Below are 16,835 nucleotides of genomic sequence, written 5' to 3' on the forward strand. Positions count from 1 at the left end.
GACGGTCGTCATCGGACCCGGCTCCGTAGACTCGTGAGCAGATACGCGCAGAGCAGAGCCGTCAGTGACAACATCAGCGCGCCGGCGACGGGTTGGGCGATCACGCCTGCCGCGGCGGCCAGGTAGTGCTCGCCCCCGAACGGCCACCGCACCAGCACGAGCTCACGCAACCGGGTCGAGAACCCGGCGGCCGTCCGGACCGACGGGCCCTCCAGGACCTTTTGCACGACCGGCACGACGGCGATCGGCACGGCGAGGACGGCCGCGAGTCCGGCGGTCGTGGACCGGAAGACGCCCGCCGCCAGAACGCCCGCCCAGGCGCAGCCGACCACCAGACCGATCCAGCTCGCGCCCAGTTCGATCCAGTCCGGGGGAACTCCGGTCAGCTCCCGTCCGTAGAGAAGGTGGAGCAGTTCGGCGTCCACGCCCACCACGACGACCGCCAGCGTCAGCGCGGTGAGCGCGGCGACGACGAGCTTGGCGGCCAGCAGCCCCAGGCGGCGCGGGACGGTACCGCGGTCCACCGCCAGGGCAGGGTGACGGAACTCGTCGCCGAAGGCGAAGGCACCGAGCAGTCCCGCGCCGAGCGCCGCGGGCGGCAGCGGAAAGTCCCGCGGCCACGCGGCGAGCAGCCGCGACTGCGGCGTGTGGCCCGCCCTGGCCAGCAGCACGGAGACGACGGCGGAGGCGACGAGCACGACGGCCGCGGTCGTCCAGCCCGTACCGATCCCCGCCGCGCGCCGCAGTTCGTAGCGCAGGGGCCGCAGGGGGCCGACACCCGGGCGGACCGCGAGGGGCGGCGGAAGGGGGGACGAGGCGCGCGTGCCCTGCTCCTGCGCGGCCTGCGCGGAGGGCGTCGCGGCCTCGCCAGGACCCTTCTCGGGCTCCGGTACGGGTACCGGCCCCATGTCGCCCACCTCGTCCGCGAGTTGGTGTACGAGGATGCCGTGCCGGTAGGCGGTCTCGCCGATGTCGGCACAGGTGCTGCCGTACACGCAAAGGCGGTTGCCGTCCTCCCGGACGACCTCCACGGAGTGCCGGGCGGAGCGGGCCTCCTGGGTCAGCAGGGCACCGAGCCGGGCGGCGTGCGGGCTCCGGACGGCGACGCGCGGTCGCAGGCGGGTGCGTGAGAACTCGGCGGCCTCCTGGTCGGCGACCACCCTGCCCCGCTCCAGCGTGACGACCCGGTCGGCTGCGCTCGCGGCCTCCTTGGGGTCGTCCGTGGCGAACAGCACGGCGCCGCCCGCACCGGCATGGGCACGCAGAACCCCGTGCAGCCAGCGGCCTTCACGGGCGGAGAGTCCGTCGGCCGCACCGTCGAGGACCAGGGCGTGCGGATCCGGCAGCAGGGCGCAGGCCAGGCCCAGGCGGCGGTCCATGCCGCGCGAGAGCGTGCCCAGACGCTCGTCGCGCAGCCCGGCGAGACCCACCACCTCCAGGACGTCGTCGGCACGGGACGCGGGTACGCCCGCCGCCGCGCACAGCATGCGGAGTTGGCCCCGGACCGTGCGTGCCGGGTGCCCGGGGACCTCTCCCAGGAGGACACCCACCTCGCGCGAGGGATGGGGGACGCGATGGAGCGGGCGGCCCCTGAAGTAGGTGATTCCACGGCCCGGTTCGAGTTCGAGCATGAGTCTCAACGCGGTCGTCTTCCCCGCGCCCGGAGCTCCCAGGAGCGCCGTGACACGGCCGGCGGGCGCCTCGAAGGAGACGTCGTCGACGGCGGGGGGAAGCTCCTTGCGGGCATTGCTGGTCAGTCCGATGGCCTGGATCACCCGAAGCAAGATAGCGCTGTATGTACCTTTTTGTGGGCATCCTGGACCGACGCGAGGGCAGACTCCGTGCAGGTCCGGCCACTTGGCCGGACCGCCGGCCCCGGATGCGCCCGTCACATCGGCACGGGCCGGCCGGTCGGTCCCGGGCCGGCGTCAGACCTCCGGGCGGAGCATCGGCGGGTTGAGCAGGGTGGCCCCGCCGGCGCGGAAGAGCTGGGCGGGGCGGCCGCCCTGCCTGGTCGTCGTGCCGCCGGTGGGAACGAGGAAGCCCGGCGTTCCGGTCACCTTGCGGTGGAAGTTGCGAGGGTCGAGTGCCACACCCCATACCGCCTCGTACACCCGGCGCAGTTCGCCGACCGTGAACTCGGGCGGGCAGAAGGCGGTGGCCAGCGACGAGTACTCGATCTTGGAACGAGCGCGCTCCACACCGTCCGCGAGGATCTGGGCGTGGTCGAAGGCGAGCGGCGCGGCCTGCTCCCCGTCACGCCCGTAGCCACTCTGATGGAGCAGGTCCTCGACCGAAGCCCAGCGTGCGCTGTTGGCGTCTCCGCCCGCTCTCGGCGCCGGCAGGTCGGGCGCGAGGGCGAGATGGGCGACGCTGACGACCCTCATCCGCGGATCGCGCTTGGGGTCGCCGTAGGTCGCGAGCTGTTCCAGGTGCGCGCCGTTGGCCTGGGCGGGGGCGTCGGGGTCGTGGGCGCAGAGCCCGGTCTCCTCCAGCAGCTCCCGTGCGGCTCCCTGCGACAGGTCCTCGTCCGGCCTGACGAAGCCGCCGGGCAGCGCCCACCGTCCCTGGAAGGGCGGCTCGCCCCTCCGTACCGCCAGCGCGCAGAGGGCGTGACGACGCACGGTCAGTACGACCAGGTCGACGGTGACGGCGAACGGGGCGAAAGCTGACGGGTCGTAGGGCATGCCGCGATCATAGTCGTCTGCCTGACGATAAACACTCCCTTCGCCGGTCGCTCACGTGGCTGATCCGCCGCCCTCGGACAGGCCGCCGCGGTCTTCGGCGGCACCGGCCGCAGCCCTGGCTGGTTCTCAGGCTCCCAGCTGCAGTCCGTCGGCCGCCTCCTCCACCATGGCGAGGCCGAGCCTGCTGACGCGTACGGAGAAGGCGGCTCCCGCGACGCGCAGCCCGGTCAGCTCGATCTCTCCCAGCGGCGCCCCCCTGACCGGGCGCAGTGTCACCGTGCGGGCGGGGGCGTCGGGGCGGATTCCGGCGAGGGTGGTGAGCAGGAGGACACCGGCGGCCGCGGCCGTCGCCGCCGGTCTGCAGGCCATCGGGTGCGGCACCGGGGCGCCGCCCTCGGCGCGCTGTTCCCCCGCGTACATCTCGGGCAACCGGTGGCCGAAGGCCTCGGCGGCCGACAGCACGCCCCGCAGCAGCGAACCGGCCTCCTTCTCATAGCCCGCGGCGGCCAGCCCCGCCACGGCGAGAGCCGTCTCGTGGACGCGCACGGCACCGCTGCGATGCCCGAACGGGTTGTAGCCCACCTCCTTGACCCCGAGGCTGCGCAGCCCCCATCCCGAGTCCATGGCGGGTCCACCGAGCAGGCGCGCGAGCTGCTCCGTACGCACTCCGTCGAGCAGGCCCGGGGCCGGGGCGCCCGCGCCGAGCAGCCCGGTGTCGAGCAGGTGGACGCTGCCGGCGCCGAGATACGGCACGACCCGCTCCCCCGGCAGACGGGCCGCGGCCGGTCTGCCACCTCCTCTGTCCTCGATCCAGAAGTCCTCCCGGAACGCGGTCCTCATCTCCCCCGCCCATTCCCGCAACTCGGCGGCGCCTCCTCTGCCGTACGCGTCGAGGAGGTCCGCGCCCAGCAGGGCGGCCCGGTGAGCGTGCGCCTGGGTCTCACAGCGCCAGGGCCCGCCCGGATGCGGGTCCGGCAGATACACGCCGCCGCCGACAGCGGTGCGCAGCCACCGGAGGCACCGTTCCGCCGCGGGCAGCAGCTCCTCCGTCTCCGCCTCGGAGAGGCCCCAGCGGCGGGCCTCCGCCAGGACCACGGGAAAGAGCAGGGTCGCCTCCTGCCCCGTGCAGCTCGGTGGGAGGTGGGCACCGGTCTGCCGTCGCGGGCCTGGGATCAGGCCGGACCGTGGCCCCTCGCCCACGAGCTGGGTGCGGGCGAGGGTCCGCAGGGTGCCCGCGGCAAGGCGCGTGCCCAGCGGCAGGGTCATACGCGCCGCCGCGAGGGCCTCGGCCGGTGCCATGCCACAACGCCAGGGAGCCCCGGCCGCCAGGTGCGTGTCGGACGGCCGCACGGGGTCACGCAGGAGGAGGGCCTGAAGGTCCCCGATGCCGGTGCGCAGGAGCGCCCCGATCCGCGGGTCGTCACCGGTGGCCCGTGCCGGAGCGAACGGGCTCGTGGCGCCGCGCGCGACGGCCCGGACGGGCCCCGACCCTGCCGGTCCCACCCGCAGTTCCACACTCCGGCTGCCGCCGGGCGGCAGTTCGAACTCCCAGCGGAGCAGTCCCGCGGAGGCCAGCGCGTCCGAGGGCGGCGGGTCGGCCGTGACGACGGAGTGCACCGGGCCCGACGACCATCGCATGCCGGAGTCATGGACACTGGCCGGCAGGTCGGGTCCGGCTCTTCCCGCGGCGACCGCTCCCAGTTCGGCCAGATCCGTGCCGAGCGCCACCTCGACGGGCAGGCGCAGTGGTCGGCGGGCCGCGTTGCGCAGGGTGATCCGCTCCGTGCCGTCCGCGTACCGCACCCGTTCGACCAGGACGTCCGGGTCGGGTCCGCCGTCGGTGAACAGGCTGAGGGTCGCGACGAACCGGGCCTGGTCGGCCGCGATCATCCGCGCCTGCACGGCGAGCGGCTCCCGGCCGGCCACCCGCAGCCGGCACCGGGAGAGCACACGTCGGCCGGATCGGTAGAAGCCCTCGAGCCCGTGACCGGTCAGCTGTCCTTGTTCCGTCGAGATCGCCAGTCCCGGCAGGGCGACACAGATCAGCGTGGTGTGCGCGGCCGGCAGATCCATCGCGCCACGCTGCGCGGTCGGCGCCGTCTGCGGAGCCAGGACGGCACCACGGCCCAGGGAGGGCGGTGCGGACCTGCCGGGAGCGGGCGGGCCGTTGCCCGGAACGATCGGACCGGAGGGCGTGGAGGGCGTGGAGGACGGGTTGGGCAGAGGCATGGGGCGGCTTCTTCCGTGCTCCGCTCGCCGGGTGCGTGCTCGGCGATGTGTGGGGTTCGGCGATACCTGCGGGTCAGGGCCGGGTCACGTAGAGGGCTCGGCAATGTGTGCGACTCCGACGGGACGGGGCCGGTGCGACGAAACGGCGCAGCCGGGAGCGGCACCACTCGGATGAACGGGGCGGGCGTCGCCCGAGTCACGCACGGGTCCGCTCCTGCCCACCGATCGGACCCGCCGGATCGTCTCCCTCACGTCTCCTCTTCCGCTCTCTCAGGTGTCCCCCTTCGGCGTCCCGGATTGTCCGGCGCTCCGACGGGACCGGGCCGCACCGCCTGCACGGTCACCACCCCGGTTCGGTCCTTCCGTTGCGAGGGCGCCGGAAGCGGCAGGCGCGGAGCGGGGTCGGCGCGTGTCCCCGGCGCCGTCCGACCGGGAGCCGGGGCGGTCGGCAGCGCTCTCCGTGGCCCGCGTCCTGCGCCGGCGGCGGGAAGGGGGCCGGGACGACTTCACCGGAGCGGGGCCGGAGGTCCCGTCGGCGCCGACGGGTGACGGCGACGGCGACGGCGACGGCGACGAAGCATTCGTGTCCGTGTCCATGTCCGCGCCTGGGTCCGTGCCTGGGTCCGTGGCCTCGTCGATGTGGTTCGTGACGTGGTCCGTTCGTCCACCGCGGAGGCAGCGGCGAATCGACTCCGGGTCCAGGCCCTCGTTGCACGCCTGGTGGAGGAGGCGGGCGAAGAGGTACGCGGAATCCGCTCCGAGCGCCATGGCCAGGGCTTCGCGGGCTTCCAGTTCGTCACCGCAGGACCAGGCGACCCACCCGGCGAGCGTGAGCGGAGCCGCGGCGTGCTCGCCGTACGATCCGACGCAGCGGCGGGCCAGAGCTCGCCAGAGACGCAGGGCCGGTCCGGCCTCGTCGCCCTCCATCCACTGCGCCGCCCGGTCCCGTGTCGTGCGGTCCTGCAAGCCGAGGATCAGCATGGCCGCCTCGTCGTGCCGCAGCAGTTCGTCGTCCCGGAGATCCGCCGGAGGGATGCCGGAGCCACGGGCCACAGGGGTGGCGTCCGCGAACCGGCGCATGACCTGGCCGGCCAGCTCCAGGGTCTGGGCCGCCACACCGGCGCGGCTCTCGTCGTCCAGGATGCGGGGAATCAGCGCCGCGCTCATCGCGTCCAGGGCGGACTCCTGTTCCGGCGCGGCCTTTGTCTGCCACGGGGTGAGCCTCGCCCGCAGTTCTCGCAGGGTTCCCCGGATCTGCAGACCGGCGTAGGTGGCGGCCGCGGCCAGCACCGAGGTACCGGGGAGCCCCATGGCTGTACCGTCCGACGGGCAGCAGTGCTCGCTCGGGCAGCAGTACGACCAGAAACGGCCGTCCGAAATGCACAGGGCCTCGATCACCGGGACGTCGAGCGCCCCGCAGGCGGTGCGGAGCAGTTGCGCGAGCGGGCGCAGACGCTCCATGACCGCGCGGCCCGATTCCCCCTCCCCCGGGTCCTGGCAGAGGAAGGCGACCATGCTCTCGGGCAGGGCGCCCCTTCGTTCGCTGCCCTTCACGAGGCCGTGCGTCAGCTGATGCGCCGCGGAGGGCCAGTCGTCCCCGTTGCCTGGAATGCCGAGCCGGGCCCGTCCGCCGAACCGGCCGCGCCCGTCCCTGTCGTGGAGGGCGACGAGCACGATGCTGTCCTCGGGCCGGTACCCGAGCAGATACGGCAGGGCGTCGGCCAGTTCGGCCGGGGTGCGGAGGGTGACCTGACGCTCGGGGCCCGGGGCGTCGACCGCGCCATGTACCCGGCCGACGGGGACAGCGTCGTCATAGTCCCTCTTCCGCCTGCCGCGGCCCGCACCCGGTCCGCCTCGTCCCGCGCCGAATCCGGCATGATCCGCGCTCGGTCCGGCATGGCCCGGTCCGTCCGTCGCGGGCCGCTTCCCCTCCCTTTCCCTGTCCCGCGCGGCCATTTCGTCGCATCCGCCGGTGTCACCGTCGCCGAGGTTCCCGGCCGGTTCGATGTGGTTCGTCATGCCGTGACCATCCCGCGAATCCGGGAATCGCGCTCTGCCCTGTGGATAACCAGGGCCATGCTCACGTCAGGACTTGTCCACAGTCGACAGGGCTCATTCGCGCGATGTCCGACCCATCGGGTTGCATGGGGCCATGAGCAACGAAGAGCTGCATGCCGCGGCCGACACCGTCCTCGCCCGCCTCGTCGGCGCGCCGGGAGGCGACGCCCGGCTGCGCGGGGACCAGTGGCGCGCCATCGAGGCCCTGGTGGCCGACAAGCGCAGGGCCCTGGTGGTGCAGCGCACCGGCTGGGGCAAGTCCGCCGTGTACTTCGTCGCGACCGCGCTGCTGCGGGAGCGTGGGGCAGGCCCCACCGTCATCGTCTCCCCGCTCCTGGCGCTCATGCGCAACCAGGTCGAGGCGGCGGCACGCGCCGGCATCAGAGCGCGGACCATCAACTCGTCCAACACGGAGGAGTGGGACACGATCCAGGACGAGGTGGCCGCGGGTGAGGTCGACGTCCTCCTGGTGAGCCCCGAGCGGCTCAACAACCCGGACTTCAGGGACCAGGTGCTGCCCAAACTCGCCGCGGCGACCGGCCTCCTCGTGGTGGACGAGGCACACTGCATCTCCGACTGGGGCCACGACTTCCGGCCGGACTACCGCCGTCTGCGCACGATGCTGGCCGACCTCCCCCCGGGTGTCCCGGTCCTGGCGACCACCGCCACGGCCAACGCGCGCGTGACGGCCGACGTCGCCGAGCAACTGGGCACCGGCGGCAGCACGGACGCCCTGGTCCTGCGGGGCCCGCTGGACCGGGAGAGCCTGAGCCTCGGTGTGCTGAGGCTGCCGGACGCCGCCCACCGGATGGCCTGGCTCGCCGAGCACCTGGGTGAGCTGCCCGGCTCCGGGATCATCTACACGCTCACGGTGGCCGCCGCCGAGGAGGTCACCGCCTTCCTCCGGCAGTGCGGGCACACCGTGACCTCGTACACGGGGAAGACGGAGAACGCGGACCGTCAGCAGGCGGAGGAGGACCTGCTCGCCAACCGGGTCAAGGCCCTCGTGGCCACCTCGGCGCTGGGCATGGGCTTCGACAAGCCCGACCTCGGTTTCGTGGTGCACCTGGGCTCCCCGTCCTCACCCATCGCCTACTACCAGCAGGTGGGCCGCGCGGGCCGCGGAGTGGAACATGCCGAGGTGCTGCTCCTGCCCGGCAAGGAGGACCAGGCGATCTGGCAGTACTTCGCGTCGATCGCCTTTCCTCCGGAGGAGCAGGTCAGGCGCACCCTGGACGTGCTGGCCCAGGCGGGCCGTCCGCTGTCGCTGCCCGCGCTCGAACCACTGGTGGAGCTGCGCCGGTCCCGGCTCGAGACGATGCTCAAGGTCCTGGACGTGGACGGCGCCGTGCAGCGCGTCAAGGGTGGCTGGGTCTCCACGGGCGCCCCGTGGGTGTACGACACCGAGCGCTACGCGTGGGTCGCCAAACAGCGCGCGGCCGAACAGCAGGCCATGCGCGACTATGTGGCGACGACCGACTGCCGGATGGAGTTCCTGCGCCGGCAGCTGGACGACGAGGGGGCCGTCCCGTGCGGCCGCTGCGACAACTGCACCGAGCCGCGGTTCTCCGACGGCGTGTCCTCCTCCGCACTGGACACGGCACGCGGGGAGCTCGACCGCGCGGGCGTCGAGGTGGAGCCCCGGAAGATGTGGCCGACGGGTCTGCCCGCCGTGGGCGTCGACCTGAAGGGACGTATCCCGGTCGGCGAACAGGCCGCGACGGGGCGGGCACTGGGAAGGCTTTCGGACATCGGCTGGGGCAACCGGCTGCGGCCGATGCTCGGCCCCCAGGCGCCGGACGGACCCGTTCCGGACGATGTGGCGCAGGCCGTCGTCGGCGTGCTGACCGACTGGGCGAAGGGTCCGGGCGGCTGGGCCTCGGGCGGTTCCGACGCCCTGCCGAGGCCGGTCGGTGTCGTCACCATGGCATCGCAGCGCAGGCCGCACCTGGTCCGGTCACTGGGCGCGCGGATCGCCGAGGTCGGCCGATTGCCTCTGCTGGGCTCCCTCGCGTACGCACCGGGCGCCGACGCCTCGCAGGCCTCCAGAAGCAACAGCGCGCAGCGACTGAAGGCCCTGGACGGCGCGCTGGTGGTGCCGCCCGCTCTGGCCCAGGCGCTCGCCGATGCCGAAGGACCCGTCCTGCTCGTGGACGACTCGACCGAGACCGGCTGGACGCTCGCGGTGGCCGCGCGCATGCTCCGGCGGGCCGGCGCAAGGGGGGTGTTGCCGCTGGTCCTCGCCATGCAAGGGTGATACTGGCGCGACGTGGGTAGATACCGGGCAGGGATATATGCGACGGATCGCCAAATAGCGGTTCGGTGGCCCCAATTGCTCGTTGCCGCAACCAAGTTCGACAGGAAGAATTGGTCTCGCGCCCCGCGTGGTCTTCCGAGACCCCCCGTTCGGGCTGTGCTGCGGCGCGCTCCCCCAGTCCGACCCCCGCCCGCAGCGCGGGCGCGTAGCCGAAGGGAGGACCGTGACCTTCGGATTCGCTCCGTCCTCGTCGGCGTCGATGTCGACGTCCGCCACTTCCGCCAACCCACTGGCCCGGATGCTCGAACCCGCCGAATGGGCCGCTGCGGGGATTCCACTCCTGAGCAATCCCCGGGAGGTCGTCAGCGGGCTGCACTCCCGGCATCGGCCCAGGCCCGGGACCGCGATCGTGGCGGTGCTGGGTCCCGACGAACGGCTGAACGCGAGCGCCTCCTTCATCCGGCGGCCAGCTCCGGCGGACGGCTGGATGTTCCGCAACGCGCTGCTCTCGCAGCTGCGCCGGATCGTCCCGCACGATTTGCGGCGCCGCACGCCGGTGCGTACGGCCGTGCTGCTCTACTGCCGTGACGGCGACGCGCGTTGGACGGAGGAGGACGGGGCGTGGATGTGGGGGCTGCGGGACGCCTGCACCCTGCACGGACTGCGCTGCGGGGCCTACATCACACTGACACGTGACGGCTGGCAGGTGCTCGGCGAAGGACGTGGGGGGCGGCGGCCCAATGCGGACTCGCCGCCGGAGTCGCTGGATGCGTCGGCGATGACCGAGGCGATACAGCCGCGTACCGGTGGCGTCGCTTCGGAGGTACTGCGGCGCGCGGCCGCCCGCTGAGCCGACGACCACCGCCGGCGCCGTCGGTGAAGCCGTCGGATGAGCCGTCGGGGAACAGGCACGGACGCGGATACGGGCTGTCGTTGCGGCCCGGTCCACCTCTGTGGCCCCGCGCTCTGTGCGTCCGCGCGGATCAGCGAGCGCCCTTCCTTCGCGGGGCCGCACACGGACCGGAACCCGGCCGCGGGACCACGGCGGACCGGCGAGGGCACGACGTGCGGGACTGAGGACTCTACGGCCCCGTGCGCCTGCGTGCCTGCGCCTGGCTCCTGGGGCTCCTGGCTCCTGGCTCCTGGCTCCTGCGCAGCTGTGCCCGACTGCCGTGCGTCAGGAGAAATTGCCTGGCGCACGGCAGCCGGGCACAGCGCTCTCACGATGACGGCCGACGCCGGCACGTTCCCGTACCGGCACACGTCGGACCGCCCTCCGTGCTTGTCGCACGCTCCGGTCAGGTGCCACCGCGGTGGCACCTGCGCGGCGTGAAGCCCCCGGAAGAGCGGGAGTCCTCAGACCGCCGCACTCAGCACCGAGTTGATCCGCTGCGGTTCCCCGCAGACGATCAGCAAGGTGCCCGCTCGGCCGCGGGCCAGCGGCAGGGCGGTGGCAGCGGTGGAGTCGGGTCCGCCGTTGACGGCGACCACCACCACGGGCCGGGACGCGGCACGACCGAGAGCGGAGGCGTCGGCGTAGAACACGTCGTCCCCCGCGTCGTGCTGGGCCCAGTACGCGGCCTCGCCGAAGGAGAGCTCGTGCGCGGCCCACGGGTGCGGTTCGCCGGTGGTGATCACCAGCACCTCACCGGGGGTCGTGCCCGAGTCGAGGAGTAGGTCGACCGCTTCCTCGGCGGCGTCCAGCGCACCCTCGGCCGAAGCCGGGATCACCTGGATCTGCGGAGTCGGGGCAGCGGCGGGGGCCGCCGGAGCGGCAGGCTCCGACTTGGCCACGGCCGTGTCGCGCGGCGTGCGTTGCACAGGCGGCATCGGCCGGACAGGACCCGGACGGCCTGGACGCGGCGGAGCCGCGGGACGGGGGCCGGGTACGGGACGGGGGGTCGGCGCGGTACGGCCGGTGGCCGGACTGACGCGGGGACCCTGGGCACTCTCGTGAATCTGAGGCTCCTCGGGAATGAGAGGCATGAGCTGATTTTTATCAAACACCGGTGCGACACGCGTAGGCGGGTGGCACATGAGTGCGAACGGAATCGTCAGAAATCGAAGCCGAGTTGCCCCTCGATCTCCGGAACGCTTCCGTCCGCCCAACTGCGGACCTTCTTGAGGTGCCGCCACTGGGGCAACGCATCAAGATACGCCCACGACAGCCGGTGGTACGGGGTGGGGCCCCGCATCTCCAGCGCGGCCCTGTGCACCGGTGACGGGTACCCGGCGTTGGCCGCAAAACCGAAGTCTGCATGGTCGACACCCAGTTCGGCCATCATTTTGTCGCGCTGGACCTTGGCGATCACCGAGGCGGCCGCGACGGCGACGCAGGACTGATCGCCCTTGATCACCGTACGGACCCGCCACGGGGTGCCCAGATAGTCGTGTTTTCCGTCGAGGATGACCGCGTCGGGACGCACCGGCAGCGCTTCGAGGGCGCGACAGGCGGCCAGCCGCAGTGCGGCCGTCATCCCCAGTTGGTCGATCTCCTCCGGGGAAGCATGCCCCAGGGCGTGCGACGTCACCCACTCGGCCAGTATCGGCGCGAGCGCTGTGCGCCTCTTGACGGTGAGGAGCTTGGAGTCGGTGAGGCCTTCGGGTGGGCGACGCAGGCCCGTGACCGCCGCGCAGACGGTGACCGGGCCGGCCCAGGCCCCGCGCCCCACCTCGTCGACACCGGCAACGGTCTTCGCTCCGGTCGTGGCGCGCAGGGAGCGCTCGACGGCGTGGGTAGGTGCTTCGTACGGCATGACGCGATCAGCCTACGCCGCCCGCAACCCCGTACGACACCCTGGTTCCCCGAAGCACCCCGAGGGCCTCCGCCCGAGCGCCCGGAAAGCCACGGCCACCGATCACAGCCACGGTCACGGCCCATCCGCAGCCGCACCGGCCAGAGACCGGTCAGAGACCGGCCAGGGGCCGGTCAGGAGCCGGTCAGGAACCTTCCGGCCGCAGCAGCGGGACCATGAACTGGTCGATCATCTCCTCGATGTCCCGCTCGCTCCATTCACTCGCGCACACCTTCGAGCGGTACATCATCATGGCCGGAATGGCGTCGAAGACGTAGGAGTTGGCCGCGTCCGACCGCACCTCTCCCCGGCGGATTCCCCGCTCGACGATCTCACCGAGCAGACGGACGGTCGGCTCGATGACCCCCTTGAGGATCACTTCCTGGAAGCGTCCGGCCTGGGACGCGTCGCATTCGTGAATCACCGAGCGAAGGGCGAACCCGGGGCGCGAGAACATCGCCTTCCGGGCCCGTCGGCACAGTTCCAGCAGGTCGTCCCGCGCGCTTCCCAGGTCGGGCACGTTCTGCAGCGGGGGCAGTCCCGCCTGGAGCGCGTCCGCGACGAGGTCCTCCTTCGAGGGCCAGCGGCGGTAGACCGCCGCCTTGCCGGTCTGGGCGCCGGCCGCGACGCCCTCCATCGTGAGGCCGTTCCAGCCGACCGTACTGAGCTGTTCCAGTGCGGCGTCGAGGATCGCGCGTTCGAGTACGGCGCCGCGCCTGCGCGGGGCAGCCGCCTGAGCGGGGGCGGCCGTCCAACTCGAGCTAACCATGGGCCTGTCTCCGTTTGAGCGGGTGAGTGGCACGCGCGTTCGCACGTACGTGCCGGACGGACCGGGGTCCGTGGGCGGGCGGATGACAAAAAGCGGCAGCGACTTCAGTGAACGCTTGCGTTCACTGTCGGGGACTCACTACCTTTTGACGCGGCAGTGAACGCGAGCGTTCACTAACGCACTCGTGGGGGGCTCGACAGTGACAACCTCTCCTTTGATGCAGGACCAGAAGCCGGGAGCGGCCCGCCGGGAGGGGCATCCCGGCATCGCACTCGCCGTCATCGCGGCCTGCCAACTCATGGTGGTACTCGACGCGACGATTGTGAACATCGCGCTCCCGCACATTCAAGGCGCCCTGAAGTTCTCCACCACGGATCTCACCTGGGTGGTCAGCGCCTACACACTCACCTTCGGCGGTCTGCTGCTGCTCGGTGGCCGGGCCGGCGACATCCTGGGCCGGCGCCGCGTCTTCACCACCGGCATCCTGCTCTTCACGGCCGCCTCGCTGCTCGGCGGCTTCGCCCAGGAGCCCTGGCAGCTGCTGGCGGCACGCGCCCTGCAGGGGGTGGGCGGCGCGATCGCCTCCCCCACCTCGCTGGCGCTGATCACCACGACGTTCCCGGAGGGGCCCGAGCGCAACAGGGCGTTCGGGGTCTTCGCCGCGGTCTCGGCCGGTGGCGGCGCGATCGGTCTGCTGGCGGGCGGCATGCTCACCGAGTGGCTCGACTGGCGCTGGGTGCTCTTCGTCAACGTACCCATCGGTCTGCTGATCGTCCTGGTCACGCCGCTCTACATCAGCGAGTCCGAGCGGCATCCGGGGCGCTTCGACATCGCCGGGGCGATGACCTCGACGCTCGGTATGGCCTCGCTCGTCTACGGCTTCATCCGGGCCGCGGAGGAGGGCTGGCGGGACAGTCCGACCATCGCGTCCTTCGGAGCCGCGGTCGTCCTCCTGGTGGCGTTCGCGCTGATCGAGTCGCGGGCCGGGGAGCCGATCACCCCGCTGCGGATGTTCGCCGACCGCAACCGCTCGGGCACGTACGTGATCATGCTGAGCCTGGCCGCGGCGATGTTCGGCATGTTCTTCTTCATCGTCCTCTTCGTGCAGAACGTGCTGCAGTACACGCCGATCGAGGCCGGTCTGGCGTTCCTGCCCATCACGGTCGCGATCGTCGCCGGCGCGGGCCTGTCGCAGCGGTTCCTGCCGGTGCTCGGCCCTAAGCCGTTCATGGTCGTCGGATCGTCCCTGGTGGCGCTCGGGCTCGGCTGGCTGACCTTCATCGATCCCGGCAGTTCGTACGTCAGCGGCGTGCTCGGTCCGATGCTGCTGTTCGGCTTCGGCATGGGGCTGAACTTCGTGACGCTCACCCTGACCGCGGTCTCCGGAGTGGCCCCGCACGAGGCGGGCGCCGCGTCGGGCCTGCTCAACGCCATGCAGCAGGTCGGTGGATCGCTCGGCCTCTCCATCCTGACCACGGTGTTCGGCACGGCGAGCCGCGAGGAGGCGGAGAAGCAGGTGGCGGACTTCATGGCCACCGCCTCGGCCGAGCAGAAGGCGGAGTTCGCGAGGACGCACCAGCTGCCGGCGCCCTGGAGCCACGAAGTGCTCTCGCACGGCATCTCCACGGCCTTCATCCCGGCCGTGGGCATGGCCGTACTGGCCCTGCTCATCGCCACCCTGGTGGTCAGGGTCCGCAGGAGCGACCTGGAGGCCCTGTCGGGCACGGCGGGACCCGCGGCGGGCTAGGCGACCGCCCGCGCGACAGGCGGGCCGCACAGCACCCGCGAAGCGGAACGGAGCGGAGCCTGCCGCGCTGCCCGCCACCGTCACGGCTGCCACTGTCACGACTGCCACCGTCAGGTCTGCCACGGCCACTGCCACTGCCACGGCTGCCATCGTCACGGCCGGCGCCGGCCGCCGTCGAACCCGGAGCACGGGCCGGGTCGCTGCCCTCAGGGACGGCGACCCGGCCCGTTCGGTGCGCACGCCGGTCGCGACCGGCGTGCGTCCCGCCTCAGCCGTACGCCAGCTCCAGGTCCAACCGGTTGCACTCGCGCCGGTCGGCCTCGGGGGACAGGTCACGCCCGTCGAGGACGTCCCGGGCGTGTGCCTCCCCCCAGCTCGTGGCGTACCAGGGGTCGGCGTGTCCTTCCAGGTCCTCCGCCATGTGTGTCAGGGCGCAGGACCGCAGCGGCTCGTCGAGCCTGTCCAGCGCGGGTACGGCATCGGCGGACAGCCCGCGTGCGTACGCGAGGTCGAAGCGGCCCGTCTCCTCGTACCGCTGGACGTTGCGCTCGGCGATCAGGGCGTCCGGCGACAGGATCCCGAAGGCAAGGACCCCCGCGGCGGCACTGGCCAGCACGGCGCGCGGCAGCCAGCGGGCGCCCAGCACGCCGGCCGCCATGATGAGCACGATGACCAGGCCCAGCCACAGTTCGACGCTCACCACGGAGATGCGCAGCCGGGTCAGCCCGTACGCCTGCACGTACATGTCCATGCGCCGCACCGCCGAGGCCACGACGACGAGGGCGAGGGCGCAGAGGGTGCCGAGGACTGCGCGTACCAGCGTCCAGTCACGCGCGCCGTCCCGCGGGGCCCAGCGCAGGGCGAGGACGATGACCACCAGGGTGAGGAGCGTGACGAGGAGCAGCTGCCAGAAGCCCTGCCGCGCGTAATCGGCGTACGTCAGTCCGGTCTTCTCCAGTACGGCGTCGTACCCGCCGAACAGGACGGCCAGCTGGACGGCGTTGAAGGCCGCGAAGAGCGCGGCCAGCACGATCAGGGGCAGCGCCCACTCGACGCGTCCGCGAGCACGTCCCGACGGCACCTCGACGCGGTCCCACCGGAGGGGCGCCGCGGCCGTGTGCGCGGCTGCCAGGGCGCCGGCCACGCCGATCACGAACAGGACGACGTGCCAGGGGCCGCCGGAGACCGACGCGTCCGGTACGAGGCTTCCGAGGAGGTCCGCGAAGGCCGCGTCCGCCCCGGCGAACAGGGCGCCGAAGACCACCAGCAGGACCACGGCCACCGCGGTCGCGCGCAGTACCGGGCCCACGTTGCCGCGGGTGCCGTCGGTCCGCGCGCGCAGTCCGCGCCAGCCCCAGGCCGGTCCGGTGAGCAGCGAGGTGTAGAGGCCGATCGGGCCGAACAGCATGCCGGTCCAGGTACGGCCGCCGTGCAGCGCGATCGAGCCCACCGCCGCGGCCGCGACCACGGCCAGGAAGGACGGCCAGTCGGCGTCGCGCAGCGCGGGAACGATCAGCAGGGCGAGTCCCCCGGTGCCCCACACCAGCGTCCAGGGACGCGGGCGTCGTCCCGCCCTGCCCGCGGCGAAGTACGCGCCGAGCGTGAGCGGGATCGCCACCAGCAGGAGGTTGAGCGCCAGCCCCTCGCCGAGCAGGAGCATGCTGAGCAGGCCGGTGGCCAGGACGGACCAGAGCGTCGCGGTACGGACCGGTGCGGGAGTCCTCGCCTGGATGTCCGCGAACCAGGACTCGACGGCGGGACCGCCCCCGGAGTCGTCCCTGAAGTCGTCCCTGAAGTCCTCCCCGGAGTCGTCCTCGGAGTCGTCCTCGGCGAAGTCGTCCCCGCTCTTCCCCGGCCCGGCGGCGGTGCCACGGTCCCGGGCCGCAGGAAGAGTGCCCTCCGCCTCGGTCACTGAACCCGCCGAACCTGCCGAACCTGCCGAATCCATCGAATCTGTTGAACCCGCTGAACCCGCGGACTCCGCGGACTCCGCTTCCGGTCCTCTCGGCTCGGCCTCGGACGGCTTGTCGGACACAGGACCCCCTCCCGGCCGGTCCCGGCAGCACGCCGCGCGGAACCGCGGGGAAGCTCGGTGACCGGTTTCTCGTCGGCACCGCCGCGTGATGATCAACGAGCGGCGTGGCGGAAAGGTTAACCGGGGCACAGTCGGCAGAGCCCGCCACCGTCGCTCTGTGGCAGGGCTGTGACAGTGATCGACCGGCGGACCGGGGAAAGGCGCACACGCGCGCGTGCGGCCCGAGAGCCCGACCCGTGGCCACCACACCACACCGCT

11 protein-coding genes are annotated in these 16,835 nt (G+C 72.6%); 3 read left to right on the top strand and 8 right to left on the bottom strand.

The window, feature by feature from the left end; genetic code table 11:
* Positions 1–8 precede the first annotated feature (8 nt).
* The 4 genes from QFZ75_RS10740 to QFZ75_RS10755 form a co-directional block, all read right to left on the bottom strand.
* Positions 9–1,775: an ATP-binding cassette domain-containing protein gene (locus QFZ75_RS10740; protein ID WP_307535937.1), complete on the bottom strand. Its 1,767-nt coding sequence runs from the start codon at positions 1,773–1,775 to the stop codon at positions 9–11.
* 153 nt (positions 1,776–1,928) lie between these two features.
* Positions 1,929–2,687, bottom strand: coding sequence for an NUDIX hydrolase (locus tag QFZ75_RS10745; RefSeq protein WP_307535938.1), 759 nt, complete (start codon positions 2,685–2,687; stop codon positions 1,929–1,931).
* Positions 2,688–2,813: 126 nt separating this feature from the next.
* A complete protein-coding gene (locus QFZ75_RS10750) occupies positions 2,814–4,760 on the bottom strand; it encodes a glycogen debranching N-terminal domain-containing protein (protein ID WP_307544364.1) in 1,947 nt (648 codons plus the stop codon).
* Positions 4,761–5,186: 426 nt separating this feature from the next.
* Entirely contained in the window at positions 5,187–6,935 is a 1,749-nt protein-coding gene (locus QFZ75_RS10755; protein WP_307535940.1) for a DUF4192 domain-containing protein, read from the bottom strand.
* A 133-nt stretch (positions 6,936–7,068) separates the two neighbouring features.
* On the opposite strand from QFZ75_RS10755, the gene QFZ75_RS10760 reads away from it, so the two are divergent.
* Together QFZ75_RS10760 and QFZ75_RS10765 are read left to right on the top strand one after the other, a co-directional pair.
* Entirely contained in the window at positions 7,069–9,231 is a 2,163-nt protein-coding gene (locus QFZ75_RS10760; RefSeq protein ID WP_307535942.1) for a RecQ family ATP-dependent DNA helicase, read from the top strand.
* A 223-nt stretch (positions 9,232–9,454) separates the two neighbouring features.
* Complete coding sequence (locus tag QFZ75_RS10765; protein WP_307535944.1) at positions 9,455–10,081, top strand: hypothetical protein; 627 nt, start codon at positions 9,455–9,457, stop codon at positions 10,079–10,081.
* Between the two features lie 506 nt (positions 10,082–10,587).
* On the opposite strand, the gene QFZ75_RS10770 is transcribed toward QFZ75_RS10765, so the two are convergent.
* From QFZ75_RS10770 to QFZ75_RS10780, 3 genes are all read right to left on the bottom strand, one after another.
* Positions 10,588–11,217, bottom strand: coding sequence for a hypothetical protein (locus QFZ75_RS10770; protein WP_307535945.1), 630 nt, complete (start codon positions 11,215–11,217; stop codon positions 10,588–10,590).
* Positions 11,218–11,285: 68 nt separating this feature from the next.
* The gene (locus QFZ75_RS10775; RefSeq protein WP_307535947.1) at positions 11,286–11,987 is read right to left on the bottom strand and encodes a ribonuclease HII; all 702 of its coding nucleotides are present in this window, start codon (positions 11,985–11,987) and stop codon (positions 11,286–11,288) included.
* 184 nt (positions 11,988–12,171) lie between these two features.
* Complete coding sequence (locus tag QFZ75_RS10780) at positions 12,172–12,795, bottom strand: TetR/AcrR family transcriptional regulator (RefSeq protein WP_307535949.1); 624 nt, start codon at positions 12,793–12,795, stop codon at positions 12,172–12,174.
* A 199-nt stretch (positions 12,796–12,994) separates the two neighbouring features.
* Between QFZ75_RS10780 and QFZ75_RS10785 the strand changes: the two genes are divergently transcribed.
* Positions 12,995–14,542, top strand: a complete 1,548-nt coding sequence (locus QFZ75_RS10785) for an MFS transporter (protein WP_307535951.1) — start codon at positions 12,995–12,997, stop codon at positions 14,540–14,542.
* 268 nt (positions 14,543–14,810) lie between these two features.
* On the opposite strand, the gene QFZ75_RS10790 is transcribed toward QFZ75_RS10785, so the two are convergent.
* Positions 14,811–16,490 carry a DUF4173 domain-containing protein gene (locus tag QFZ75_RS10790; RefSeq protein ID WP_373465839.1) on the bottom strand — a complete coding sequence of 560 codons (1,680 nt, stop codon included), beginning with the start codon at positions 16,488–16,490 and terminating at the stop codon, positions 14,811–14,813.
* Between the last annotated feature and the right edge of the window lie 345 nt (positions 16,491–16,835).

Origin of the sequence: Streptomyces sp. V3I8 (assembly GCF_030817535.1) — a bacterium.
GTDB lineage: Bacteria > Actinomycetota > Actinomycetes > Streptomycetales > Streptomycetaceae > Streptomyces.

What these genes read in the sequence shown, in the direction of transcription:
- QFZ75_RS10770 (WP_307535945.1), bottom strand. Translation starts at nt 11,217, where the DNA reads ATGCCTCTCATTCCCGAGGAGCCTCAGATTCACGAGAGTGCCCAGGGT.
- QFZ75_RS10755 (WP_307535940.1), bottom strand. Translation starts at nt 6,935, where the DNA reads ATGACGAACCACATCGAACCGGCCGGGAACCTCGGCGACGGTGACACC.
- QFZ75_RS10760 (WP_307535942.1), top strand. Translation starts at nt 7,069, where the DNA reads ATGAGCAACGAAGAGCTGCATGCCGCGGCCGACACCGTCCTCGCCCGC.
- QFZ75_RS10745 (WP_307535938.1), bottom strand. Translation starts at nt 2,687, where the DNA reads ATGCCCTACGACCCGTCAGCTTTCGCCCCGTTCGCCGTCACCGTCGAC.
- QFZ75_RS10775 (WP_307535947.1), bottom strand. Translation starts at nt 11,987, where the DNA reads ATGCCGTACGAAGCACCTACCCACGCCGTCGAGCGCTCCCTGCGCGCC.
- QFZ75_RS10750 (WP_307544364.1), bottom strand. Translation starts at nt 4,760, where the DNA reads ATGGATCTGCCGGCCGCGCACACCACGCTGATCTGTGTCGCCCTGCCG.
- QFZ75_RS10790 (WP_373465839.1), bottom strand. Translation starts at nt 16,490, where the DNA reads ATGGATTCGGCAGGTTCGGCAGGTTCGGCGGGTTCAGTGACCGAGGCG.
- QFZ75_RS10780 (WP_307535949.1), bottom strand. Translation starts at nt 12,795, where the DNA reads ATGGTTAGCTCGAGTTGGACGGCCGCCCCCGCTCAGGCGGCTGCCCCG.